The sequence below is a fragment of the Bifidobacterium sp. JNUCC 75 genome (assembly GCF_054819865.1).
In genome coordinates this window covers 212,314-236,550 of sequence record NZ_JBTHIF010000001.1, presented here as the reverse complement: position 1 = coordinate 236,550, position 24,237 = coordinate 212,314, and the positions used below count along the sequence as shown (strand labels likewise).

Genomic DNA, 24,237 nt, shown 5'->3' with positions numbered 1-24,237 from the left:
TTCGAATGCCCCTGGAGCACCTGTAGGTCCGATCATGAATCAGGAGTCGGACGGCCGATTCGGTTATGCTGCGCCGGACATGGCGATCTCAAATGCCAGGGAGGGCTCACCCGATCCAGTAGCTTTGACTCAAGGACGTTTGTGGATTGACGGAAAAGCAAGGGTTCTGCTGTGTGCCTCGGTCTTTCCCTTTCGTATACCCCGAAGTCAGTGGGAGCAGCGTCTGAATGCGGTAAAACGGCTGGGTTACCAGGTCATAGATGTCTATACGCCTTGGAACCTGTATATGAGGGAACCAGGCAAAGCTGACTTTTCAGGTCGTTTGGACATCGAGGAGTTTCTGCGCATGACCAAACGTGCCGGTCTCTATGCTTTGATCCGGCCAGGCCCCTATATCTGTGCAGAATGGGATGGCGGGGGTCTGCCAGCCTGGGTGCTTACCGATCCTAAGATTCGAGCCCGGCAGCACGATGAGGCCTTCCTGGAGGCTGTCAGAACCTGGTATCAGCAAATTATCCCCATTATTTCGCGCCAACAATATGCTGGACACGGCCATGGAGGACCCGTGATCATGGTCCAGGCGGATAACGAACTGGACTTTTTCGACTGTGAGGATCCAACTGGATACATTGGCTCACTGGCCTCCATGATGCGGGAAATGGGAGTGCGTGTGCCCATTGTCGTCTGTGCTGGTCAGGGGGATATGACTCGTGCCGGCGCTGACGCTGCAACGGTGGCGCCCGCTGTCAACCTCTACCCCGATGATGACGATCCGGATTTTGATCGTCAGGTGCGTTATTACCGTCATGCCGCCAGTAGGCGTGGAGCACCCCTGATTGTGACGGAGACTAACCGCGTACATCGCACGCTGAGGCGTTTGGTTGGATCGGGAGCGGCCTTCATAGGACCTTACCTGCAGGTGTCTGGCTGGGATTTCGATTACGGAACCTCCGTCAACAGTTGGGGTTCTTTGGAGGCCTTTATGACATCCGACTACGACTTCGGCGGAGCTGTCGACCCTGCCGGCGGCGAGCGACCCGAGGCCGATCAGGCACGTCGATTGAGTGCAATCATCAATGCCTTGGGCGACCGGCTGAGCATGGCTCAAGTGGCGGATGAGGAGGCAATCGCCAGCTTTGCCAGTGGAATTCGAGTAGAAGGCCGTCCGCTCAGCCTGGAGGATCCGCAGTTGGGATTGGGTCTCCTGAATTTGGCCGGTGGTGGCAAATTGCTGACCTTGACCAACGTGAGTGAGCAAAATCTGAAGCTGGAGGCTGATAGCGGCCAGGGTTCACCTGACGAGTGGCCACTACCAGCGAAGACTGGGGTGATGCTGGTACGGGATCTCCCTCTGGGATCGGGTTGCCTTTTGGAAGCCACTAGCGGTGAATTGACAGGACTCGAATTCAACGAGAAGACCGGGGTACGAGTGCAAGTGGATGCTCCCGACATGATACCCGGTCCCCTGTGGTTGCGTTTAGCATTTCCTGCCGATACGTCGCTGGATAAGGTGCGGATTGACGGGGACTTGATCTGGCATCCCCTGGCTGACACCTGTAAGGATTCCGCCCAGAATACCGGGCTCGGAGATAAACCTGTCAATGGATTGGCCCTTTCTGGAAAGCATGGAGTCCTCCGAACAATGCTGATTACTCCAGAAGGCCGGAAATCAATTACTGTGCAGTTGGGTCAGCCGGTTACGAGGGCGCAGTCCTCGCATGCACCCATCGTTCGGTTGGAATCGGTGGGCAAGGCTGAATGTGACCAGGTATGGTCTTCTCCGTCTGCGTTGATTCCAGGCAGCAGGCTGCCTATGTTGGAAGAGCGAGGTCTGTGGTCTGGCAGTGGTCTGTATAGTACGCGTTGCTGTCCCGACGGAATTCGCGGGATGGTCCTGCGGCAGGCAGCAGATGTGGTTGGCCTGCAATGGGGGGATCTGGTGATGCCCTGGGTAGCGAATGGCGGCGGTGATTATTGGATGCCATTGGACGGCTCAGCTATCCAACGAACTGATGATGAGGATCCGCTCTTGTCCATAAGAGTAGGCATCTGGGGGCACTCCAATTTCGATGACACGAGATTGCAAGCCCTTCGGTTGTCTGCCGGGCGGGGTTTATCCGGTGTGCTGGCAGTGCATGAAGTCCTGCCCCTGAATTCAGGATGGCAAGCAACTGAAATTAAACGCTGGTCGTCGCCAGCAGGAAAGGCCGATGTGGTCCTTCCGGGGCGAGATCCGGTTCCCCGAATGGGCTTTGGGGGCTGGTCGGCCTCTTATTGGCCCAGGGTGGTGACATATACCCGTTCCCTGCCAAGTTTGTCGGTTTCATACCCGGCAGAGGCTGGTACAAGTTCTCGGTCGAGAATTAAGAATGCATCTTCGGGTCGAATGCTGGATGAAGAGAGCTGGTTGCCGGTCGGAGCCTTGCACTTCAAGGGTTGCCAGTGCAAGTGCGAAGTTGAACTTAACGGCTGCCAGATAGGAACAATCACCCCTTATGAGTCGACGCTTTGGCTGGGGCCCTTACAGGCAACGGATCGGTTGACTATCAGAACGTGGCAGACTTGGGGTGAGCCAACTGGAACGATTGAACTACTGGTAGGCGAACCCATTGCAGACTGGACTTTACGCACGCAAAATCTGACGATGCTTCGAAAGAGCGCAAGTCGGGCAATTTTCAAAGACCAGCGCCTTCCCGTAACTTGCCCGCCCGGCAGCTGCCTCTGGCTACAGGTTTCTCGGTCGGCTCTAGCGCAAGCTCAACAACGTGGATCAACGATAGTCCGCATGCAGGGTCAGGGCCTGCAAGTGACTGCTTTCGGGGAGCACACCAATCTGGGTCGGTTGGTGTTGGGCGGTTTGCCTGGAACGATATTTGCCGGAGGACGCGGCGATCTGCTCATAGTTCCTCAAGAAGAGGGAGATCTTTCGCTGCTCATCGAGTCTACTGGCAAAGAAGCAGGTCGGTTGGAAACAATTCAGCTAGGAGGTGCTGTGGACTTGAACTCAGAGAGCGGAGATCGGTAAATAAATATTCCTGGAACGTTGATCGCTGCTTCATGAGAATGCAAACGGAGACAAAGTCAAATTGGGTTACCGTTCGGTCCAATAATCGTTCTTGGAAGCAATCGTGTGTTTCGAGATTGACTTGTCTAGCGATAGCAAACCAACAGGGGTGATTATAGGCATATTCATTGGGTTTGTACGGGCTTGCCGTTCATCTTAAATGTGCTAGACGGATTGCTTTATTGTGCCCGCTGGCCACTTTTCCATGTTGGTCTTGCTGTCGACTGGGCGGCGGGGGCCGCTATCATGAAAGCCGGAACAGGATCGAGCGGGTCCTTCGGATCAGGGCCCGATGGAGGAATGCGTACATGGCGGATATGGTTGACAATCACAATGACGATGAAGGCCCGGACTTAGGCAGGACCTACCATAGTGGTCCGGTCATCATGCGCGGGCCCATGATTCCTGAGGCGGATGCCAACGCTGGTTTGCTCTCGTCAGGCGGCGATACGGACTGGCTGCATATGGACCCCTGGCGGGTGCTGCGCATCCAGGCTGAGTTCGTCGACGGGTTCGGTGCACTGGCTGAGCTGGGACCGGCAGCCGCCATCTTTGGCTCAGCTCGGACCGGCAGGGAGGATCCCACCTATGCTGCTGCACGCAAGATGGGCGGCGACCTGGCCAAGGCCGGTATGGCAGTAATCACCGGGGGAGGGCCTGGCATCATGGAGGCGGCCAACAAGGGCGCGGCGGAGGTCGGCGGCAAGTCCGTCGGCCTGGGCATCGAATTGCCCATGGAGCAGGGGCTCAACCGCTGGGTGAATCTGGGCATCACCTTCCGTTACTTCTTCGTACGCAAGATGATGTTCATGAAATACTCCTCGGGCATCATCGTCTGCCCCGGTGGGTTCGGCACCCTGGACGAGATGTTTGAGGTCCTGACGCTTGTCCAAACACATAAGGCGCCCAGCATGCCCATCGTCCTCTTCGACAGGGTCTACTGGCAGGGGCTCTTTGACTGGATGTCAGACACAGTGCAGCAGAGGGGCATGATTTCTGAGCTGGACCCCGATCTGGTCATCCGCACTGATGATCCTGATGAGGCTGTCGAAGTCATCCTGCGCCACCGTGACTGATAATAATAGGCGGGCGGCGGTCAGCGGGCGCGGGTGGCCATGATCATACCTGTGCCAATGGGTAGCAGACAGGATTCCCAGGCATCGTCTTTGCTTATGGCTTCCATGATGGTCCGTAAGGTGATTGTTTTGGCGGACCTGTTGGCCGGGTTGAGTACGCCGCCCTTGTCCGGATCCTTCAGCAGATCGAAGGCATCCGTGAAGATCACCTGTCCTCGGTCCTTGAGCAGGCGCGGAGCCTGGTCCATGACCTGTTGGTAGTTGTCCCCATTGCCTGAGACGACGATAAGGTCGTAGTCGCTGGGGTTGAGCTTGGGGAAGTAGGTTTTGGCAGCCGCATTGACTGCCCGCAGCCTCATTCCAGGGTGGGCTTTTTCCATGCCCGCGAATATTTTTTTGACCAGTGAGGTGCCTTGGGCTGTGGAGTCGACGGCGGTGAACTGGCCATGACCATGCAAGCCCGTCATCAGGCGCAGGGCTTCGACCACAGAGCCGTTGCCGACCAGGATGATGGATGCCGGAGCGTTCCGGCCAGCCAAAAACTGCAGAAAGGCGCCTTGAGACCGGGAGCACTGTGCGAATCCGGCCTCCGAAGCCTTGTCTCGCAAGGTCTGCAACTTGTCTGATTCGACGTTCAGAGCGCTTGCCTCGGCGAATTCCCATCCTCTGGCGATGTTGTTGTACGAGGTTTTGTCCATGCTAACCATGGTAACGACCAGAGGGCACAAGCCTGTCGAATGCTCATGCTGACCTGTGTGCGTACGAGTCTGACTACTCCTTGACGGCTTCGACTAGCTTCCACATCTCTTCACCCACGTCGATGCCTTTGGGGCAGGGTCGGGTGCAGGCCCGTATGGACTGGCATGCCTGGATTCCGTCCACCTGGTCAATGGCCTCTAGACGTTCCTGTCGATGGCTGTCGCGGGAATCGTTGATGAATCGAGCCGCTGCGATCATGGCCGCCGGGCCGGCGAAGGCCTCACCGCCCGCATAAATAGGACAGGCACCTTGGCAGAGTCCGCAGGCGATGCAGGTGCTGAGCAGTTCATACCGGGCCAGCTCTTCCGGAGTCTGCCGGTATTCCGACGCTGGTTCTGCGTCGACCACTTTAGCCTTGGCTGCTTGGCTGATGGCTTTTGTTAATGGGTTTTGCACCGAATCCTGGGTCTCTGGCTGATCGGATTCGTGGTGATTTTGGCGGCTTTCGGCAGAGGAATCATCATGAAGCAGATAAGGCTTAAAGCGTCGAATCTGTTCAAACATGGTGTCGGTGTCCACTATCAGGTCTCTGAGTGGGGTGAAGCCGGGGAGCGGACGGATCTCTATCACTGAAGATTTGTCAGAGTCTGAAGTTTCTGTAGAGTGTGTGGTGCCTTTATGGTTTGTGGTTTCTGTATGGTCTGAGGCTTCAGAAGGATTTGTGGCTTTAGGGCCTGTGGTTCTGGAGCCTATGTCCGAAACTGAGTGCAATGTCGACGAGGATGTGGCCGTTGCGGTGGTTGCCGAGCCGGTGCGGCGGAAAGCTGGAGGCTGTTGAACTTGTGGACTTCCATTAGCTACACCGAATGAGGCGTATGCGTTCGGCATGGTCTCGGATGCAGACAAGCAGTCGGCGATGGTGGCTGTGCAGAGCAGATCCGGACGGTCGTTGATGAGCACGGCATCCGACCCGCACATGCCATGCCCACAGGAGTACCGGAAGTTCAGTGTGGGATCCACCTCTCGCTTGATCTGCAGAAGGGCATCGAGAACAGTGCGCTGTGGGGCAATGCGGATCGTGTACTCCTGTGTCCAGCGGCGTCCTCGTGCTCGTCGGCTACCCGCTGCGGCAAAGGGGTTGCTCTTGGCGAATGGGCTGGTTCGCGCCGGACGCTCTGATTGAGGTCGTGGGGTAAACCGGGCTATTCGGAAGGTCACCGGACGGGGATCGCGGTCCGATGCTGATGCCTTGGATCCGTCTGAGCCTGTGGACTGTGATGTCACGGTTGCTCCTGTCCTTGCTCGGGATGTGTCCCTATGCCCACTAATATGCGCGGCCTCCATCCTAATCCCTGCCTGACCAGCATAGGTGTCGAGCAGGTGCCTGTCGGAACAGGATGAGCTCAGGGTCCATCAGTAGTTGCGGCCCTTAGGAGGCATGTCAACGATATGAACAGGCTGCCAGGAGACAACTTCCCTGGCGTCGATCATAGTGTGGGCCAGGTAGTGTTCGTCGTCGCGTTGCGGATAATCGCTCCGGTACAAGGCACCGCGAGATTCCTTGCGTTTCAGGCTGGCGTTCAGTACGGCCCGGGCCAGGGTCAGCAGGTTGTCTACCTCCATGATGGCGGTCACCTCTTGGTTGAGCACTGCTGTGCCACTGTGCGCACGCAACTGCCTGGCATCGGCATCCAGTTGATCAAGGCCGCGCAAACCCTTTTCGATGCTGCTCTGATCGCAGCGGACGGCTACGGCCTCCTCCATCAGACGTCCCAGCCGACCCATTAACGCGTAAGGGTTGTTCGGGCTGGCACCGCCATTGGGGTCGGATTCTTCGTTTTGGTTGTTGGTCAATGTTGACTCCGAGGGCTCGGCATCACTCTCTACAGCCAGCAACTTGTCCATGGAGGTCTGACGCCTTCGCAGTGCCTGTGCGAGCGTAGGCGCGTCGGTCATGTCGTTTGGCTTGTCGGCATTGGCCATGATGGTGGCGATGGTCTGTCCGGTTCTGGTGCCGAAAAGGCAGGCGTCCAGCAGGGAGTTGCCGCCTAGCCTGTTGGCCCCGTGAACGCTGACGCATGAGCACTCCCCGGCGGCATACAGTCCGTCGACGATTCGACGGCGGCCATCCTGCCAGCGATAGACGTGGCCACGATCTGTGATGGGGATGCCGCCCATGGTGTAGTGGGCGGTGGGTTTGACAGGAACCATGTCCACAGTGGGATCCAGGTGGGCGTAGCGATGGATGGTCTCGGTGACCTGGGGGAGCAGAGTGGTCATGCGCTGGGCGTCAATGCCGGTCATGTCCAGCCAGACGCAATCATGAGATCCATCCGGGTCTGATGGATCGGCCACTCCGCGACCTGCATCAATCTCGGCCACAATGGAACGGCTGACTACATCCCTGGCGGCCAGGTCGCCGTGTCCAGGCGCGTAGTCCTGCATGAACGCCCGTCCTTGGCAGTTCCTGAGCACGCCGCCTTCTGCGCGGGAGGCCTCCGACAGCAGGATGCCAGTGTGACCCAGGCCGGTGGGATGGAATTGGATGAACTCCACATCCTCCAACTGCAGTCCAGCCTGTAGGGCGAGCGCCATGCCGTCACCGGTCAGATCCCAGGAGTTGGAGGTCGTATGGAAGAGTCGGCCGGCTCCGCCCGTGCATAGAACGATATTGTCGGCTTGGATGGCCTGCAGCTTGCCGTCATGGGTGTCCAGCACGATTAGTCCTCGGGCATGGCCGCCGGGTTCCTCATCAGTGGGCGGGTCAAGGACCAGATCGGTCACATACCATTCCTCGGCGAACTCGACTCCATGACGCAGGCACTGCTGCCAGAGGGCGTGCAGGATCTGGTGGCCGATACGGTCTGCTGCATAGGCGGCTCTCCTGACTGGATGGCCGCCATAATCAGCGGTATGGCCGCCGAACTTCCGCTGGGCGATATGCCCGTCTTCGGTCCTTGAGAAGGCCACTCCGTCATGTTCCAGCTCGATGACGATGCCCGGGGCCTGCTCGGCCAGAATCCGCACAGCGTCCTGGTCAGCCAGCCAGTCGCTGCCCTTGACGGTATCGTAGTAGTGCCAATGCCAGTCGTCTTTTTCCTGGTTGCCCAGACTGGCCGCGATGCCTCCTTCTGCTGAGCCGGTGTGGGAGCGTAGGGGCTGCAGCTTGGAGACGACCAAGACCTTTGGAGATAAGTCGCTCTTGCTCTTTTTGTTCTCTAAAGCTCTGTACAGGCCCAGAGCTGTTGACAATCCAGCCGCTCCGGCTCCGACGATGACGGCATCATAGCGGTTTCTGACCTTCTGGGGATTCATACCAACGATACTGTCACGACCTATTGATAGCGGCACCCTCATCCGGTCGATGTCTGCTTACGCGGGCAGAATGAGTCTTATGACCGAACTTTCCTTCTCCCAGCAGGTTTATCAGGTCGTTAGACGGATCCCTCGCGGCAAGGTGGCCACCTATGGTCAGGTCGCCTCCCTGACAGGTCATCCGCGCAACGCCAGGTTCGTAGGTTATGCGCTTCATGACAATCCCGAACCTGGCGTGATTCCCTGTCATCGCGTGGTCTTTCGTGATGGTTCGCTGGCACCAGGATTCGCCTTTGGCGGTCCAGAGCGTCAGCGTCAACTGCTGGAGGATGAGGGTGTTCACTTTGTTCCTCCCCATAGTGACGAATCAGCTGGTGCCGATGGTTGGGTGGTGGATTTGGATCGCTGTCGCTGGAAGGCCTGACTCTTCAGGTCTTCGGATTTTCGGCTACCACACATCCGTCCTGCAGACTAACCAGACCACGAATTTCCAGGGATCCCAGTAGCTGCATCAGTTTCCTCACGGAGAGCTCATGTCCCTGATTGTCGAGCAGAACACGAAGCTGTCCCGTCATGGGTGGACCATTCTGACGCTGACAGTTGCGGATCGCCACCAGCACTGTGGTCTCTGCCTTGGTTAGGCGCTCATCGCCGGCTTTTTCCCATTCATGGTCCATAGCTGGATTTGATGGCGGGGTTGAAGAATCCTTTTTGCCCTTCGAACGGGCCGAAAGCCTGTCTCTATCTGTCCGGGATTGTTTGAATGTGGTTGAGGGCAGTTGACTGCCGTGGATGGTTTGGATCGGATGATCGGAGTCAAGCGGCGGTATGCGCTGCGTAGGCTGTCGACTTGCTCGGTGGTTCTCATGATCTTCGGTGGGTTTGGCTGAAACGCCGGTTCCCTGTTGAACGGATTTGTCAGGGTGGATAGGTGCATGGGCGGGATGGCAGATGTCTTGGATGTCGGTCGCCGACAGGAGCAACTCCGCCTTGCCCTCATGGATGAGTCTGTTGCAGCCGGTGTTTTCTGGCTGGTCGATTCTTCCGGGGGCAGCCAGTACACGACGGCCCAATTCCACGCCCCAGTTGGCTGTGTTCAGCGCGCCGGATCGGTGTCGTGCCTGTGCCACTACAATGTCGGAGGCCAGGGCGGCGATGATTCGGTTGCGCAGCAGGAACCGCCGTGCTTCGGGGATAGTGCCTGGCGGCAGCTCGCTGATCAGTGCGCCACCATCTGCCTCAATGTTCTCAAACAGACGACTGTTGCGTTTGGGACCCATATGCAGCAAGCCTCCAGCGAAAACGGCCACCGTTCGTCCGCCACCAGCGGCCAGTGCCCCCCAGTGGGCGGCGGCATCCGTGCCCATGGCCCCGCCGGAGACGACTAGGTGGCCTTTACCAGCAGCCTGTATGGCTATCTGGTGAGCGGTGGACCGGCCATACTCGTCGCATGTCCTTGATCCGACTACGGCCAAGGGACGGTCACAGCAGATCAAGGCTTCAGGATTGCCTTGTCCCCACAGGCAGAGGGGAGGGGCCCAATCAGAGCGACGTGCCAGGTCACCCACCTGACCTGGCCAGCAGGGGTCGCCAGGGGTCATCACCCAGAACCGACCTCCACCAGTCATCATGGTCCGCACCTGGTCAGTGTCCATGGCCAGCAAGGGTGTTAGGCGTCTTCGCCAGGAGTCACTGATCTTATGGAACCGAGTTAGGTCTTCAGGGCTCGTTTGTCGTCCCCATCGAGCCGTCCCCTTCAGAAAGCGTTCGTCTAGTCTGGCGCGAGCAGCATCATGAGGGCCGTCGCCATCCGAGTGGTTCGGTGCCTTTAGTTCGATCAGATTTCGACAAAGGTCGGCCGCCTGGTTCGAGCCCAGCAGACAGCTGATCATGAAGGCATCCGGGCCGTCTGCAGCCAGGGTCAGCACAGCTCTGGCAAGCCAGTCACTTTCTACCATGGTCATCGGTCGCGGTTGATCTGCTGGCATGGTTTTCATCAAGGGTTTGGTCATCTCAGACGGCCCTTGTCCTGAGTAGGATGCCGGTGGTCACATCGTCGGCACCGGGGCTGGGCCGTCCGTCCAGGTCTGCCAGAGTCCATGCCAGGCGCATGGTCCTGTCGGCCCCTCGCAGACTGATCCGCTGTCTGCGCAGTGCTTGATCCACGATCGAACGCGCCTTGGAAGATGTGTTCTGACGCAGCCATTCTCCGCTGATCTGGGCGTTGCAGGTCCAGCCTTCCTTGTGGAAACGCTCTTTTGCCGTCTGACGTGCACGTGTCACACGCTTGCGGATCTGGACGCTGTGCTGGCGTGGACGGTGATCGTCGAATCCCGGGTCGATCACCGGGGGGACCGTGGTCTGGATGTCGATGCGGTCCATGATGGGTCCTGACAGCCTGTTCCAATAACGGAGGCGCTCGCGGGGTGTGCAGGTGCAGCGCTCGCCTGTGCCGTATCCGTATCCGCAAGGACAGGGGTTGGCAGCCATGACCAGCTGAAAACGAGCCGGGAAGGTGGTGCTGCCCTTGGCCCGGGACAAGAAGATCCGCCCGATCTCCAGGGGCTCGCGTAGGGATTGGATCACCCTTGGAGAGAATTCCGGCGCCTCATCCATAAAGAGGACTCCGCGATGGGCACGGGTGATGGCGCCAGGGGTGGCGAGTCCGGCTCCGCCTCCGACCATGGCCGCCATGGAGATCGTATGATGAGGGGCCTCGAAGGGTGGCACATTGGTAATCCCATACTGGCTCAGCGTGCCACATAGGGATCGGATGGAAGCCACCTCAAGCTGTTGAACAGCATCCAGAGCGGGCATGATGCTGGGAAGCCGTTCCGCAAGCATGCTCTTGCCGGCTCCTGGAGGACCGACCATGAGCATGTGGTGGCCGCCGGCTGCAGCCACCATCATGGCCCATTTGGTCTCCTCCTGGCCAATCACGTCAGCCATGTCCGGCTTCGGTGGAGCTGGTTCGGCATTGGCGGGGGAGTTGACATTACGAGCTGAGTTCCTAGTGTGCACACTCGCTATGGCGGTTGGCTCGTCGGCTTTCTTATGGCCGTCTGCTTCAGGGACGGCGATTCTGCTTCGCCCGCCCAAGGCCTGAATGAGCTGGCCCAGGTGACGCAGTCCGACAACCTCAATATCGGGAACCAGACGGGCCTCGTCAAGGTTGTCTGCGGGGACGAAGGCTCGCGTGATTCCCTGAGCTCTGGCCTGCATCAGGATGGGCAGCAGACCGTTGATAGGCAGAATCGTGCCATCCAAGTTAAGCTCGCCCACGATGACTGTATGATCCAGGCCTTCCGTCGGCAGCGCACCGCCGGCTTCTAGGACGCTGGTCGCAATGGCCAGGTCGTGTGAGGAGCCGTGTTTAGGCTTTGAAGCAGGGGACATGTTGACGGTGACTCTGGTCTGCGGCCAACGAAATCCGCAGGCCGAGCAGGCGGATTTGACCCGTTCCCGCGCCTCCGACAAGGAGGCATCCGGCAGCCCGATGATGGAGAAGTAGGGCAGTCCTGGGGAGATGAAGGACTGCACGTGAATGAGAAAGGCCTTGAGCCCTATCAATCCTACGGATTCAGCAGATCCAAGACGCATCAGAAGGCCTCTTTGGTGTGCCTGAGGAAGACTGATCCCGGTTTCCATCCGCCCCTGCCCGAATGGTTGGATCCTCTGACGGTCTCGGCGGATGTCTGACAGGAAGTCAGGGGATGGGCACCCTCGGAATACATGCTTCTGCCAGGGTCGGACTTGACTGACAGGCTGATGACATCGAATCGGGTGCTGCGATGCCGTGCGTTGGGTTCTCGGTCGTGGCTTATCAGCCATTGGACTGCTGCGTGACGCAGGTGGGTCTGCTTGCGCGGGCCGACAGCCTGTTCCGGGGATCCGAACCGACCGGTGCGCCTGGTCTTGACCTCTACGAATACCAGAGTCGCCTCGGGATCCAGGGCGATGATGTCCAACTCGCCGAATCTGCTTCTCCAATTGCGGGCTAGAATCTTCCAGTTTCGTTGCCGCAGCCACTGGCAGGCGTAATCCTCGCCCAAACGTCCGAGTTCTCGGCTGTTTATGCCACTGACTCTGATCTGTCGTTCAATATCTGCCAGTTCTATGTCGATGGATTCATCGTTGTTCGTACTAAACCTTGCTCCACTAGTTCGTGTGTTTTCTGGGTTGTCGAAGGATCTCTTGGAATCGGGCAGAGCTCTTATGGGTCGCGCGACCAATGGGTCTGTGATCATAATGTCGGCATCGGTTCTGCCACCCCTGTCGTTTATGGCTGTGCGGAGATTATTTGGTCTAGTCAGTTCTTGTGTGTCCATGTTTCTAGGAGACCACTGAAAGGAAGTCGGTGACTAGCCGAACCAGGCATGTGGTCGAATGATCCTGCGCACGCACGAAAGTGGATGAACGAGTGGATTCCCGATGCTGATGCTGTATCGATTGCATTCATCTCTACACCAGGCAGAGTCGGCAGAGGCAAGAAGAACTGAAACAGAAACGAAAGAAAGGAGAAGCAGGCAAAGCGGAACTAAGTAAAGCAGAAACCAAGGAAACAGAAACGCATGATACACATAGAGAGAAATAAGCGAAGGGAGCAGAGCATCAGGCAACTAAGAAACCAGGAATAAAGAGATAACGGAGACCGGAAGGTACCGTCGGCGAATTCGCTGGCAACGCCTTCCGGTCTGCTGTGTCCGGGTTGCTCTATGACTGATTTGTCACATTGTCGACCACGTATCTGGCCGGCAAGAATGCGCCGATTAAGGCGGTCTAGGTTTTATTCATCCACCTTGGTCTTCCACTTTTGGCAAATGCCCAGACTCCTATGCCGTTTTCGCCGACCTTGGGCTCACAGCTCCTGCACCAGAGCAGTCATCTGCCCCAGGTCCAGCTCAAAACTGACCCCGCGTTGCTGATAGTCGGGCTGATTGCGTGTGTGCTGCATGGCCGAGCGGACGAATTCACCGGCGATTCGGGCGGCATCGGCCAAGCCTCGTCCTGTAAAGAGCGCCCCGCAGAGGCTGGAGGCGAAGGCATCACCGGTCCCGTGAATCATGAAGGGCAGCTTGTCGTGAACCAGCTCGGTGCGCTCGCTGACTCCGCCATGATCTGCCGAGGCCACAAAGTTGCGCAGCTTGCCGTCCTTCCGGTCGATGCCCTTGATGATGACGTTTTTTGCGCCCATGTCCAGCAGACGGCCCAGACGCTCACCAACCTGGGCATCGTCAAGGTCCTGGCCTTCGTAGTCGATGCCGGTCAGCAGGCTGACCTCGGTCAAGTTGGGCATGAGCAGGTCGGCTCCGTCGACCAGATTGGTCACGGCCCGGCACATCTCCTCGGTGTAGGTGGGGTACATGGATCCGCCGTCGCCCATGACGGGGTCGACCAGCCGCAAGGCCTTGGGGTATTCCCGATACATGCGCTGAATAATGTCAACCTGTTCGGCGCTGCCCAGGAACCCGCTGTAGATCCCGTCCAGGTCGACACCCTCCTTCTGCCAGGCATCCAGGTATCCCGGCAGCATCTCGGTGGTGTCGTGGAAGGTGTAGTCCTTGAACATGGTGTGCGCGCTGAACAGGGCTGTAGGCACCGGGCAAACGTCGCATCCGGCCGCCGAAAGAATGGGGATGGCGGCCGTCAGCGAGCACTTGCCATACCCGCACATGTCATGCACAGCGGCGACTCGGGGGATGTACTTGCTGTCGCGCTGGTAGAGCCTGTTCTGATCGTCCGTCTGTCCGGCCATCTTTTGAACTCCTTCATGCCTGCTGAGGCTGTTCGCATCGAAGCTTTCTCCGTTGCTTACTCGACTCTACAGCGGAGGGGTTAAACGGGCACTGCCGAGTGTGCAATGTCGAGACAAAAAGGCCCGCTTTCAACCTTTTGGAAGCTGTTATAAAAAAGGACGATACCGAAAAGTCCTTTTTGGCTTGAACAGGTGGGCTTGGGCCGCTTATGGTCACATTCAAGAACTTACAAGAGGACGCACGTCACCAACAGATAGGAATCGACATGACCGACCAGAACCCGCACAAGTACCATTTCGAGACGCTTCAGCTCCACGTGGGCCAGGAGCAGGCCGACCCCGCCACTGATTCCCGGGCCGTGCCCATCTACGCCACCACCAGCTACGTCTTCCACGACTTCGACCACGCCGAAGCTCGGTTCGCGCTGAAGGATCCGGGCAACATCTACGGCCGTCTGACCAACTCCACCCAGGGGGTTTTCGAGGACAGGATCGCCGCCTTGGAGAACGGCACTGCCGGCTTAGCCGTGGCATCAGGGGCAGCCGCAGTGGAGTATGCATTCCGGAACATCACCCAGACCGGAGACCATATCGTGTCCTCCAAGAACATCTACGGCGGAACCTTCAACCTCCTCAAGCACACTTTGCCCCGCGATGGTGTCGAGACCACCTTCGTGGATCCTTCGGACCCATCCAACTTCGAGTCGGCCATCCAGGAGAACACCAAGCTGGTCTTCTTTGAGACCTTCGGCAACCCCAACGCCGACCTGCCCGACTTCGAGGCCATCTCCAAGATCGCCCATGACCACAACCTGCCGGTGATTGTAGACAATACCTTCGCCACTCCTTACCTGTTCCGTCCGCTGGAGCACGGCGCTGACATCGTCGTGGAATCGGCCACCAAGTTCATCGGTGGCCATGGCACCACCTTGGGCGGGGTAGTCGTGGAAGGCGGCAAGTTCGACTGGGCGGCAGTGCCCGGCAAGTTCCCCACCCTGACTGAGCCTGACCCCAGCTACCACGGTCTGCGCTTCTACCAGGATCTGGGTGCTGCGGCCTTCGTCACCCGCATTCGTGCCATCCTCCTGCGCGACACTGGCGCCGTCATCTCGCCCTTCGCAGCCTTCCTCCTCCTGCAAGGGACCGAGACGCTGTCGCTGAGGGTTGAGCGCCACGTTGAGAACGCCCTGAAGGTAGTGGACTACCTGCAGACCGTGCCGGAGGTGGAGTCGGTCAGCCACCCGGCCATCGAGGGGCGCCCCGACCACGAGCTCTACAAGCGCTACTTCCCGAACGGCGCCGGCTCCATCTTCACCTTCGATCTGAAGGGCGGCAAGGATGCGGCCAGGGTTTTCATCAACAACCTGCATCTCTTCTCACTTCTGGCCAACGTGGCTGATGTGAAGTCGCTGGCCATCCATCCAGCATCGACCACCCACTCCCAGGAGACACCGGAGGAGCTGGAGGATCAGGCAATCCATCCCGGTACCATCAGGCTCTCCATCGGCACGGAGAACATCGAGGACATTCTGGATGACCTCAAGGGTGCCTTCCGGGCATTGAAGGAGTCCGGTCTGGCCAAGTAGCCGACAATCACACTTCCTTCTTGGTGCCGTATCCGCGTGATATATGACCGAGAAGAGGAAGAAGCACAAAGTGCCTGTCGAAACCTCATTACGTTTCGATGGGCACTTTTGTATATGTTTCCCTCTTCCCCTCTCCAGTGGCGGACAGCATCTGACTGGTCAGGCTGAAATATTGTGGTGGGTAAAATGGAAGCATGAAACATGGAGCAAAGACGAGGACGTCTTCTGATTTGTCGTCCGGTGCGGGGAAACCGAGGCAGATCGCCCAGGTGGCCATCAAGGCCAAGGGACTGACCAAGGACTATGGGAGTGGGGAGAACCTGGTCCATGCCCTACGGGGTGTTGATGTCGAATTCGAACGGGGCAGGTTCACAGTCATCATGGGTCCCTCCGGGTCGGGCAAGTCCACTCTCATGCATACCTTGGCCGGCTTGGACACCGTTACCTCCGGACATGTCTACCTGAACGGGACCGATGCTGCCGGGGTGAAGGGCAGTCGAGCCAGCCGCCATGGAGGGCGGAGGGGAGTGGTCGACCTGACCAAGCTCAACGACAATCAGCTGACTCTCTTGAGGCGCCAGAGCCTGGGCTTTATTTTCCAAAGCTTCAACCTCCTGCCCATGTTTACGGCCAAGCAGAACATCCTCATGCCTCTGATCCTGGATGGGGCCAAGCCAGACACAGCCTGGCTGGAGGTTCTGGCCAAGACCCTGGGCTTGGAGGAGAGGCTGAGCCACCGGCCCAGCGAGCTTTCGGGCGGTCAGCAGCAACGTGTGGCCATCGCCAGGGCCCTCATTACCAAACCTTCCATTGTCTTTGCGGACGAACCCACCGGAAACTTGGACACAGCCTCCTCGACGGAGGTCCTCAGCTTCCTGAGGGACTCGGTCCGCGAGCTGGGACAGACCATCATCATGGTCACACATGATGTTTTTGCGGCCTCCTTTGCCGACCGCGCTTTGGTCTTTGCGGATGGGCGAATCGTGGCAGACCAGGACAGCCCCACTGTGGATTCTATGAACGCACTGCTCTCCGAGGAGGTCATGGCCTCTGCGGCTACAGCTGACTCGGCTGCTCATCGCTGAGGGTAATGTTTATGTTGTTCGTTGCCAGAAAAATGATGCGGCATGACCTGGGCATGATGATTCCCGCGGGCATTGCCATTGTCGTCGGAACAGTGTTTATTGCCATGACCTTCCTCTTCGGAAATACCATGGACGTTTCCATGAGGCGGATGGTCTCATCCGATGCTGCGCAGGCCAACTACGCCATCATCCCAGCGGAAGGGAGCCATCCCGATCAGAAGAGGGTGAAGGACTTCAAAACCGAGGAGCTGGCAAAAGTCCCAGGCGTTCACGGAGTCAGATCAGACACGCAGCTCATGGTGGATGTTCGCGCCGGCAAGATCAAAAGCGAGAGCGTGATTGCCATTCCTATGGCGGATTCATCGCTGATGCCGGTCGGTTTGTCCAAGGGATCCTGGCCCAGCGCTGATGACCAAGTGGTCTTACCCGGGCCGACTGTTTCCAGACTCAAGCTCTCCCTGGGTGACAAGGTGAGTCTGAATCTGTCGCCTAATATGCTGTATATTTCCGAGGACCTTGGGCCGAAAGGGCAGGCCAGCGCTGACCAGGTTGCGGGCAGATTTATATCGAAGCCCCTGACCTTGTCGGGCGTCAGTTCGAACCAGGGCAACGAGGGCGGCGAGTTTGGCGAGTCGGGCGGCGCAATCGTGCTGACCCCCAAGACCATAGATGCTTTTATGGCCACAGCAGGTCTTGGTGAAATGGGTAACCTGTATGCCCAGAACGTTTACCTGAATGTTGGCGGGCAGGGAAGCGACCTTGATGGGAGTCTGGCTTCTCTGCGCAGGCTCATGCCTTCCGGCTATTCCCTTGAAGACCGTCACACCATGGAGGACAGACTGGTCAAGACCGCGCTCGGTGGTTCCCAAAACCCCGTGACCACCTTCCTTTTGGTCTTTGGCACACTGGCCATGTTCGTGGCTGCCACCGTCATCGCCAACACCTTCCAGGTCATGGTTGCTCGGCAACGTCGCTACCTGGCCCTCCTGAGGACGATCGGCGCCAATAAGAGCCAGGTCGGGGCCAGCGTCCTGATTCGTTCCATCATCCTGGGCGCTGTGGCATCCTTGATCGGGGTCGGCGCCGCCATTGGCATCATGGCTATTCTGGGTGCAGTTAAGGCTCATACGAATTCCCTCTACTTCCAATTGAAGCTGACTCCGGCGGTTATCCTGGTGCCTCTCGTTTTCGGCATCGTCGTTACGATCTTGGCCTCCCTCAACTCCTCATGGGCCGCCACCAGAGTCAGTCCTTTGGAGGCGCTGAGGCCTGCTGATCTTCTGGAGAACAAACAGACGAGCAGGATACGTCTGTTTTTCAGCGTTGTCATGATTCTGTCGGGCATCACCATGACCGTCTGGTCTCTCTGGCAGGTCAGGCTCAATGTCACGGAAGACAAGGCCGGCAAGGCATCTGGAGACGGGCCGAATATTGTTGCTGTCATAGCTGTCATCGGCATTATCCTTGCCTTCCTGGGCATTTTGCTCAGTGCCAATCGTTGGATTCCTTTCATGCTCAAGGGAATCGGATCCCTGGTTTCGCGGGTTGGGCCCTCGTCCACAATCGCCGTGGCTAACATCGCGCGGAATCATTCCCGTGTGGCGGCAACAGGTACCGCCCTCCTGATCGGCGTGACACTGGTCGCCACGCTGGTCACAGGCGCCGCTAGCGCCAAGCAGACTATGGCCGACATGCTGGATGAGCACTACTCAGTCGATTTGCAGATCAGCGCTGATGGTCTGGATGCCAAGGCTTTGAACGACATTCGACGGATCGACGGGGTTGCACAGGCCGAGCTGGTGCCCCAGTATGCAGCCATGGTCAAATCAGGCGGCGAGAACGGGGCGGGAATGACTATTTTCGCCCTGGATGCGCATAAGATCGATCGTCTTCTGAACTCCAGGGTCGGCAAGGATCTTTCCGGACCGGATGCCCTGCTGCTTCCAGAAAGCCTCATGGACAGACAGAAGGATTTTCACGACGGCGGGAATCTAGGGCTCAATATTCTCAGCCCGATTCAAGGCGACGCTCATGGCGGATCCACGTCGGTGGCTCAAAGACTCTTCGTAACTAGCATCTATGCGCCCTACCAGGGGATTGATGCCAGCAATTTATATGGCATGACCGACTCATCCTTGCTAAATGGCGTTCAGCCTCAGACCGTGCAGATCTGGGCCAAGGTTGATGGCTCGCCAACAGTCTCGACGTTTATGGACAAGGTGAAGAGTGCGCTTTCTGGATATTCGGCTGTTTCCGTGAAGGGTGGGTTGGCTGAAAAGCAGCAGTGGGATCGGACCATCGACAGCCTGCTCATGATTATCCTGGGCCTGCTTGCGGTTGCAGTGGCCATCGCCCTGATCGGCGTAGCCAACACGCTTTCCCTGTCGGTGTTGGAACGTCGGCGGGAGTCTGCCACCCTACGGGCCATCGGGATGACCCGCAAGCAGATCAGACGTTCCCTGGCTGTGGAATCGGGGCTGATAGCCCTGGGGTCGTCCTTGTCAGGCATGGTCCTGGGCCTGCTCTTCGGCTGGGCTGCAGCCTATGAGATCTTCTCCTCTCTGGGGACGGTGGCTTTCCCGATTCCTTGGTCCATTGGCCTGGTGATTCTGCTGGTAGCGCTCGTAGCGGCGATTCTGGCAAGCGTCCTGCCTGCAAGGCGCGTCAACCGGACTCCACCGGTCGTGGCTCTAGCAGAGGAATGACGACCAGCAGTCAGATCGCATCAGAGCCAGCCAACTTTCACCAAGGCGCACCTTGGTTGGCGTCGGGAATGAATGATTTATTCTGCCAGATGATGTTTTCCTTGAGGCTGCTTGGAAGCGCGCCGGCTTGATCGCGGGGACCTCGTTATTCTCGTAGTCGATTAAGGGGATCGAGGCAATTGTCTCAATCCTCTGGTCTGATGGATCCATGTCTTTAGGCTCATGTCTTTTGTACTGAACATGATTTGCTTCATCTCCGCAGAGTCCATCCCCCGTCGCCCGCGTTGATTTGAATGGTGCCAGCCTAACAGGAAGAGTTCTTCAGTGCACTCATCCGTAAGGATGATTATCTTCATCGCTCCTAGGGAGCATATCGCTGCAGCCGATAGCCGGATACGGTCGGAAGCTGACGGGAGAAAGGCTTCCTCGCGGATAAAGGAGCACCATGCAGAACAAAGCGGATACTTCGTCTTCACAAGGATTAATCGACAGAGCAGTCTCGGGTGTCGCGGGACCGCCTGCCGTCAGTGCCAGACAGCTGACCAAGGATTATGGGCAAGGTTCGAACGTCGTCCATGCCCTGCGCGGAATTGACGTGAATTTTGAGCAAGGCCGGTTCACTGCCATCATGGGCCCTTCAGGTTCGGGCAAATCAACACTTATGCACGTTCTGGCTGGTCTGGATACTGTCACCTCTGGCCATGTCTATATGGCCGCTGATCTTCTGCATTCGAAGAGCGGAGATCGTCACCATCCATCGATTGATCAGGCCGGCCGAGTTGACCTGACACGACTGGACGACCGTCAGCTGACTCTGATCAGGCGGAGACATCTGGGATTCATCTTCCAGAGCTTCAACCTGTTGCCTATGTTCACTGCCAAACAGAATATCCTCATGCCGCTGGTACTGGACGGCGTTCGGCCTGACAGCTCGTGGATGGAGCAACTGGTAGAGACCCTCGGTTTGTCGGAGAGGCTGGACCATCTTCCCGGTGAATTATCCGGGGGGCAGCAGCAACGGGTCGCCATCGCCAGAGCGCTGATAACCAAACCCGGTCTGGTCTTTGCGGACGAACCGACGGGCAACTTGGACCTGGCCTCCAGCACTGGTGTTCTGAAGTTCCTGCGTGATTCCGTGCGCGAGCTGAATCAGACCGTTATCATGGTCACTCATGATGCCTATGCCGCATCCTACGCAGATCGTGCGCTTGTCTTTGCCGACGGACGGATTGTTTCGGACCGAAAAGATCCGACAGTGAAAGCCATGAACGATCTTCTGGCTGAACAAGTCTCGGCCGGCACTGCTGGCGATTCCCAGTTCCAGGACTAAGGGGTGCATTGTGTGGCGGATAACTCGTACGATGATGAAGCGCGATGCACGTATGATGATGCCGGCTGGTCTGGCCATCGTGATCGGCACCCTCTTTATGTGCTTGACGCTCCTTTTTGGCAACGTGGCGAATGCCTCCATGCGTCGCGAAATCAGCATGGATGCGGGTCAAGCCAACTATGCTGTGACATCCAGAAGGGATCTGGACAAGCCGATCCTGCTCGACGAATTCGATGGCAAGGGGCTGTCGAAACTGCGCGGTGTTAGTGGTTTGCGCCCTGATGTCGACCTTATGGTGGATACGGAAGCAAACGGTCAGTCCAGCAAGGGAATTCTGGCCATTGTGAGTGCCAGGCAGGAGCTTATGCCTGTCGATCTGGCTCGGGGGCAATGGCCTGATTCAGACGATCAGGTTGTGCTGCCGCATTCCGTCGCCAACAGGCTCCAGGCTGGTCTGGGCGATAAGGTGCGCCTCCATCTGTCCCCGCTGATGCTTCCAGGTAGTGATAGTGATAGTGCTCAGGATTCTTCAAGTAAAGAACGCCTTGTCGACCGAGGCACTGTGGACTTGACCATCTCAGGCATCAGCAAGAGCCATGGGGGAAAGTACGACGATTTCGGCGGAGCTGTGGTGCTGACGGGTTCTCGGATTGAACGCCTGCTGAGTATGGCGGGAATGGTTGGGCCGGAGTCCCTTCCTGTAGGAAACATCTATCTGCAGGTTGATGGCCAGGGCAAGGAACTCCAGAACACTCTGCAAAATATCAGTCGATACATTCCCGACGGATACCAGCTGGAGGACCGTCGTGCCATGGAGGACAGACTCCTCAGTGAGCAGACCGGCAATGGTGTGAACATCATGACTGTTTTCCTCATGACTTTCGGTGTGCTGGCCATGGTGGTGGCTGCCTTGGTGATTGCCAACACCTTCCAGATCATGGTGGCCAGACAGCGCAGGTATCTGGCCCTGCTGAGGGTTATTGGTGCTGATCGATGGCAAATCAGGGCAGGCGTGTTGCAGCAGGCCCTGTTCCTTGGCGTTATATCTTCCCTGGTCGGCATCTTGTTGGCTATGGGATTGATGGGCCTTGCCGGTTGCCTTGGTTTGCATTCGGGCACCATGAAGCTTGAACTTCTGCTTACACCTACAGCCCTTCTGGTTCCGTTTGTGCTCGGTGTTCTGGCAACCTTGGTGGCTGCCTTTGGGTCTACTCGTACGGCTATCAGGGTCAGACCGCTTGAAGCTCTGCAACCAGTGGATCATCAGGAACAAGGCAGCAGGAAGCGGACCGGTTTGTGGATCAGCATCCTGCTGGCAGTCAGCGGCTTGGTATTCGTGATCTGGTCCTCTTGGCGCGTCACAGAGCTGGTCAGGACAAACTCTGGCGATACAGTCCAGACCAGTAATCAGCAGGAATTATTGCTAGGTCTTGCGGTATTGGGTGTTTTGCTGATTTTCCTGGGTGCCCTGATGGGTGCGCGTCGATGGATTCCGGCTCTTCTGCGTTGCCTGGGTGGACCTGTGTCCCGGATTGGACCATCTTGCAGGGTCGGAGTGGCGAATATCGCTCGAAATCCCTCACGAGTCGCTGCCACAGGTGTTGCTCTGCTGATCGGCGTAACTTTGGTTTCCACTCTGGCTACAGGTGCGGTAACCACTAAACGGACCTTGGCCAAGGATATTGATCAGCGTTATTCCTTGGATATTGAAATATCCGGTCAGGGGCTGAACAAGAATAATGTGTGGGCCATTCAGCGTATCCAAGGTGTTGCTGATGCAGAGCTGGTGCAGCGGTTCAATGCCGAGGTCGAGTCAGGTGGCCCCTCAAAAGATTCCATGACTGTCTATGCCTTGGATACTCCACGGATTAGGCGTGTGCTTCATGGCGATCTGGGTCCAGGTATGCAAAGGTCTGATGCGTTGTTGGTGTCGACCAGAACGATTTCCAAGCATTCCGGTTACCGGGATGGAAGTCAGTTGAAGTTGTTGATAGCTGATCCTCAGGCGGACGATGAACGTGGAAAAGAGGCAGAAGCAAGAAGAACATTGACTGGGGTCTTTGCCGGATTCGGCGGGCTGGATACCAGTGGCGTCTATGCAATCACGGACTCTCAAAATGTTGCCGGGATTGACACCAAGACGCATGAAATCTGGATCAGGACGCAGGGAGATCGCGATGCTGCACTGCTGTTGGATGACATACGTCAGGCTGTTGGAGAGCATGACGACATGGCTATGAGCGGAGGGCTGACACAGAAGAGGATATGGGGTGAAAGAATCGATTCCTTGTTGGCAATCATGGTGGCATTGCTGGGGGTTGCCGTCATTATCGCCCTGATAGGGGTCTCCAATACTTTGATGATGTCGGTGCTGGAGCGCCGTCGTGAGACTGCCACACTCAGGGCAATCGGCATGAGCAGTGTCCAAGTTCGCCGATCCTTGGGAGTCGAGGCCTGCATGATTGCCCTAGGAGCCAGTCTGGCTGGAATCGTTCTAGGAACGCTATTCGGGTGGATAGGAGCTTATCAGGTCTTTGTGTCCTTAGGGTCCGTGATCTTTACCGTACCATGGTCGGCTTTTGCGCTGATACTGCCAGTGGCCTTGCTGGCTGCGGTGGTAGCCAGTGTGCTGCCAGCCAGGGAGGCAGTCAAGGTTTCTCCCATTGAGGCGCTCAGTGACGATTGATACCGCCCGACGGCCGGTTCATACCAGATGGTTTTCGTAAGCGAAGACCACCGCCTGGACGCGGTCGCGGGCATTGATCTTCTGAAGAATGTGAGTGACATGAGTTTTCACTGTGGGCAGTGAAATTCCCAGATTGTCGGCGATCTCCTGGTTGCTCAGGCCCTGGGCTATGTGAACCAGGACCTGCAGCTCACGATCAGTGAGCAGGTCCGCCTCGGGATCGCGATAGATCGATCCCGATGGCATGGACCCGGTCGCAGGCATGTCATGGGCCATATGTTCGATCAGGCGTTTTGTAGCCGAAGGAGCGATGATCGCATTGCCCTGGTGAACTGTACGGATGGAGGTCAGGAGGGTTTCAGGCTCGGTATCCTTGAGCAGAAATCCTGATGCGCCGGCTTTTATAGCCGCCATGACGTATTCGTCAAGATCGAAGGTGGTTAGCACAATGACCCTGGGCTCGGGGCGGTCAGGTGACAAAGCAGTGATACGGCGGGTGGCTGTCAAACCATCCATGCCGGGCATACGGACATCCATGAGGATCACATCGGGCCGCAGGCGTGAGGCCAGATCCACTGCTTGCTCGCCGTCCGCGCCTTGGCCGACAACGGTCATGTCATCCTGGGAGCCGATGACCATGGCAAAGCCAGCCCGGACCAGATCCTGGTCATCCACGATGGCAACGCTGATGGGTTCGGTCCGTTCCATGACTGCCTGCTTCTTTCCGCTAAATGGTGGCCAGCGCCACCATCCAATTTTATCTGAGTTGAGTGTTGCTTGGAATTACAACTGGATTTAATTTGGAGCCAGTGTAATCGCTGTCTTATTGATTGTTGATTGAGTAATTGTTGGCTAAGCGACTGTCGTCGGAGAGACTTTCAACTGGTGAAGTTATGCTCGTCGGCAATCGATTCCCGGAGTGGCTAAACTTCGGGT

Annotated in this window: 16 protein-coding genes; 8 read left to right on the top strand and 8 right to left on the bottom strand. The window is 57.5% G+C overall.

Annotated features, from left to right (window positions below):
- Positions 1–34: 34 nt before the first annotated feature.
- Both ACVWNW_RS00995 and ACVWNW_RS00990 read left to right on the top strand, forming a co-directional pair.
- Positions 35–3,025, top strand: a complete 2,991-nt coding sequence (locus ACVWNW_RS00995; protein ID WP_454482513.1) for a beta-galactosidase — start codon at positions 35–37, stop codon at positions 3,023–3,025.
- Between the two features lie 347 nt (positions 3,026–3,372).
- Positions 3,373–4,140 (top strand): LOG family protein, encoded by a 768-nt coding sequence (locus ACVWNW_RS00990; protein WP_198190917.1) that lies wholly within the window; start codon positions 3,373–3,375, stop codon positions 4,138–4,140.
- A 20-nt stretch (positions 4,141–4,160) separates the two neighbouring features.
- On the opposite strand, the gene ACVWNW_RS00985 is transcribed toward ACVWNW_RS00990, so the two are convergent.
- From ACVWNW_RS00985 to ACVWNW_RS00975, 3 genes are all read right to left on the bottom strand, one after another.
- The gene (locus tag ACVWNW_RS00985) at positions 4,161–4,838 is read right to left on the bottom strand and encodes an O-methyltransferase (protein ID WP_313841004.1); all 678 of its coding nucleotides are present in this window, start codon (positions 4,836–4,838) and stop codon (positions 4,161–4,163) included.
- Between the two features lie 73 nt (positions 4,839–4,911).
- The gene (locus tag ACVWNW_RS00980) at positions 4,912–6,123 is read right to left on the bottom strand and encodes a succinate dehydrogenase/fumarate reductase iron-sulfur subunit (RefSeq protein ID WP_454482510.1); all 1,212 of its coding nucleotides are present in this window, start codon (positions 6,121–6,123) and stop codon (positions 4,912–4,914) included.
- A gap of 129 nt (positions 6,124–6,252) precedes the next feature.
- A complete protein-coding gene (locus ACVWNW_RS00975) occupies positions 6,253–8,154 on the bottom strand; it encodes an FAD-dependent oxidoreductase (protein ID WP_454482508.1) in 1,902 nt (633 codons plus the stop codon).
- Between the two features lie 79 nt (positions 8,155–8,233).
- Between ACVWNW_RS00975 and ACVWNW_RS00970 the strand changes: the two genes are divergently transcribed.
- On the top strand, positions 8,234–8,578 hold the full coding sequence (locus ACVWNW_RS00970) for an MGMT family protein (RefSeq protein WP_046323051.1): 345 nt from the start codon (positions 8,234–8,236) through the stop codon (positions 8,576–8,578).
- Positions 8,579–8,582: 4 nt separating this feature from the next.
- On the opposite strand, the gene ACVWNW_RS00965 is transcribed toward ACVWNW_RS00970, so the two are convergent.
- The 4 genes from ACVWNW_RS00965 to ACVWNW_RS00950 form a co-directional block, all read right to left on the bottom strand.
- A complete protein-coding gene (locus ACVWNW_RS00965; protein WP_313841001.1) occupies positions 8,583–10,118 on the bottom strand; it encodes a DNA-processing protein DprA in 1,536 nt (511 codons plus the stop codon).
- Between the two features lie 49 nt (positions 10,119–10,167).
- Positions 10,168–11,754 (bottom strand): YifB family Mg chelatase-like AAA ATPase, encoded by a 1,587-nt coding sequence (locus ACVWNW_RS00960; protein ID WP_313841000.1) that lies wholly within the window; start codon positions 11,752–11,754, stop codon positions 10,168–10,170.
- On the bottom strand, positions 11,754–12,401 hold the full coding sequence (locus ACVWNW_RS00955; RefSeq protein ID WP_121912646.1) for a YraN family protein: 648 nt from the start codon (positions 12,399–12,401) through the stop codon (positions 11,754–11,756). The genes ACVWNW_RS00960 and ACVWNW_RS00955 overlap by 1 nt, the downstream gene beginning before the upstream one ends.
- 611 nt (positions 12,402–13,012) lie before the next feature.
- On the bottom strand, positions 13,013–13,909 hold the full coding sequence (locus tag ACVWNW_RS00950) for a pyridoxamine kinase (RefSeq protein WP_110425377.1): 897 nt from the start codon (positions 13,907–13,909) through the stop codon (positions 13,013–13,015).
- A gap of 266 nt (positions 13,910–14,175) precedes the next feature.
- On the opposite strand from ACVWNW_RS00950, the gene ACVWNW_RS00945 reads away from it, so the two are divergent.
- The 5 genes from ACVWNW_RS00945 (at position 14,176) to ACVWNW_RS00925 (ending at position 23,301) form a co-directional block, all read left to right on the top strand.
- Positions 14,176–15,495, top strand: coding sequence for an O-acetylhomoserine aminocarboxypropyltransferase/cysteine synthase family protein (locus tag ACVWNW_RS00945; protein ID WP_261252453.1), 1,320 nt, complete (start codon positions 14,176–14,178; stop codon positions 15,493–15,495).
- Positions 15,496–15,689: 194 nt separating this feature from the next.
- Positions 15,690–16,580 carry an ABC transporter ATP-binding protein gene (locus ACVWNW_RS00940; protein ID WP_232339347.1) on the top strand — a complete coding sequence of 297 codons (891 nt, stop codon included), beginning with the start codon at positions 15,690–15,692 and terminating at the stop codon, positions 16,578–16,580.
- 53 nt (positions 16,581–16,633) lie between these two features.
- Positions 16,634–19,285 carry an ABC transporter permease gene (locus ACVWNW_RS00935; protein WP_461196297.1) on the top strand — a complete coding sequence of 884 codons (2,652 nt, stop codon included), beginning with the start codon at positions 16,634–16,636 and terminating at the stop codon, positions 19,283–19,285.
- Positions 19,286–19,730: 445 nt separating this feature from the next.
- On the top strand, positions 19,731–20,615 hold the full coding sequence (locus ACVWNW_RS00930; RefSeq protein ID WP_232339346.1) for an ABC transporter ATP-binding protein: 885 nt from the start codon (positions 19,731–19,733) through the stop codon (positions 20,613–20,615).
- A 10-nt stretch (positions 20,616–20,625) separates the two neighbouring features.
- On the top strand, positions 20,626–23,301 hold the full coding sequence (locus ACVWNW_RS00925; RefSeq protein ID WP_454482502.1) for an ABC transporter permease: 2,676 nt from the start codon (positions 20,626–20,628) through the stop codon (positions 23,299–23,301).
- Between the two features lie 18 nt (positions 23,302–23,319).
- Here the strand turns inward: ACVWNW_RS00925 and ACVWNW_RS00920 are convergent, their stop codons facing one another.
- On the bottom strand, positions 23,320–24,009 hold the full coding sequence (locus ACVWNW_RS00920; protein ID WP_046323043.1) for a response regulator: 690 nt from the start codon (positions 24,007–24,009) through the stop codon (positions 23,320–23,322).
- Positions 24,010–24,237 lie beyond the last annotated feature (228 nt).

Excerpts from the sequence above, each read along its gene's own strand:
- ACVWNW_RS00935 (WP_461196297.1), top strand. The coding sequence starts at position 16,634 with ATGATGATTCCCGCGGGCATTGCCATTGTCGTCGGAACAGTGTTTATT.
- ACVWNW_RS00995 (WP_454482513.1), top strand. The coding sequence starts at position 35 with ATGAATCAGGAGTCGGACGGCCGATTCGGTTATGCTGCGCCGGACATG.
- ACVWNW_RS00930 (WP_232339346.1), top strand. The coding sequence starts at position 19,731 with ATGCAGAACAAAGCGGATACTTCGTCTTCACAAGGATTAATCGACAGA.
- ACVWNW_RS00960 (WP_313841000.1), bottom strand. The coding sequence starts at position 11,754 with ATGCGTCTTGGATCTGCTGAATCCGTAGGATTGATAGGGCTCAAGGCC.
- ACVWNW_RS00940 (WP_232339347.1), top strand. The coding sequence starts at position 15,690 with ATGAAACATGGAGCAAAGACGAGGACGTCTTCTGATTTGTCGTCCGGT.
- ACVWNW_RS00950 (WP_110425377.1), bottom strand. The coding sequence starts at position 13,909 with ATGGCCGGACAGACGGACGATCAGAACAGGCTCTACCAGCGCGACAGC.
- ACVWNW_RS00970 (WP_046323051.1), top strand. The coding sequence starts at position 8,234 with ATGACCGAACTTTCCTTCTCCCAGCAGGTTTATCAGGTCGTTAGACGG.
- ACVWNW_RS00945 (WP_261252453.1), top strand. The coding sequence starts at position 14,176 with ATGACCGACCAGAACCCGCACAAGTACCATTTCGAGACGCTTCAGCTC.
- ACVWNW_RS00920 (WP_046323043.1), bottom strand. The coding sequence starts at position 24,009 with ATGGAACGGACCGAACCCATCAGCGTTGCCATCGTGGATGACCAGGAT.
- ACVWNW_RS00975 (WP_454482508.1), bottom strand. The coding sequence starts at position 8,154 with ATGAATCCCCAGAAGGTCAGAAACCGCTATGATGCCGTCATCGTCGGA.
- ACVWNW_RS00990 (WP_198190917.1), top strand. The coding sequence starts at position 3,373 with ATGGCGGATATGGTTGACAATCACAATGACGATGAAGGCCCGGACTTA.
- ACVWNW_RS00955 (WP_121912646.1), bottom strand. The coding sequence starts at position 12,401 with ATGATCACAGACCCATTGGTCGCGCGACCCATAAGAGCTCTGCCCGAT.
- ACVWNW_RS00965 (WP_313841001.1), bottom strand. The coding sequence starts at position 10,118 with ATGACCATGGTAGAAAGTGACTGGCTTGCCAGAGCTGTGCTGACCCTG.
- ACVWNW_RS00985 (WP_313841004.1), bottom strand. The coding sequence starts at position 4,838 with ATGGACAAAACCTCGTACAACAACATCGCCAGAGGATGGGAATTCGCC.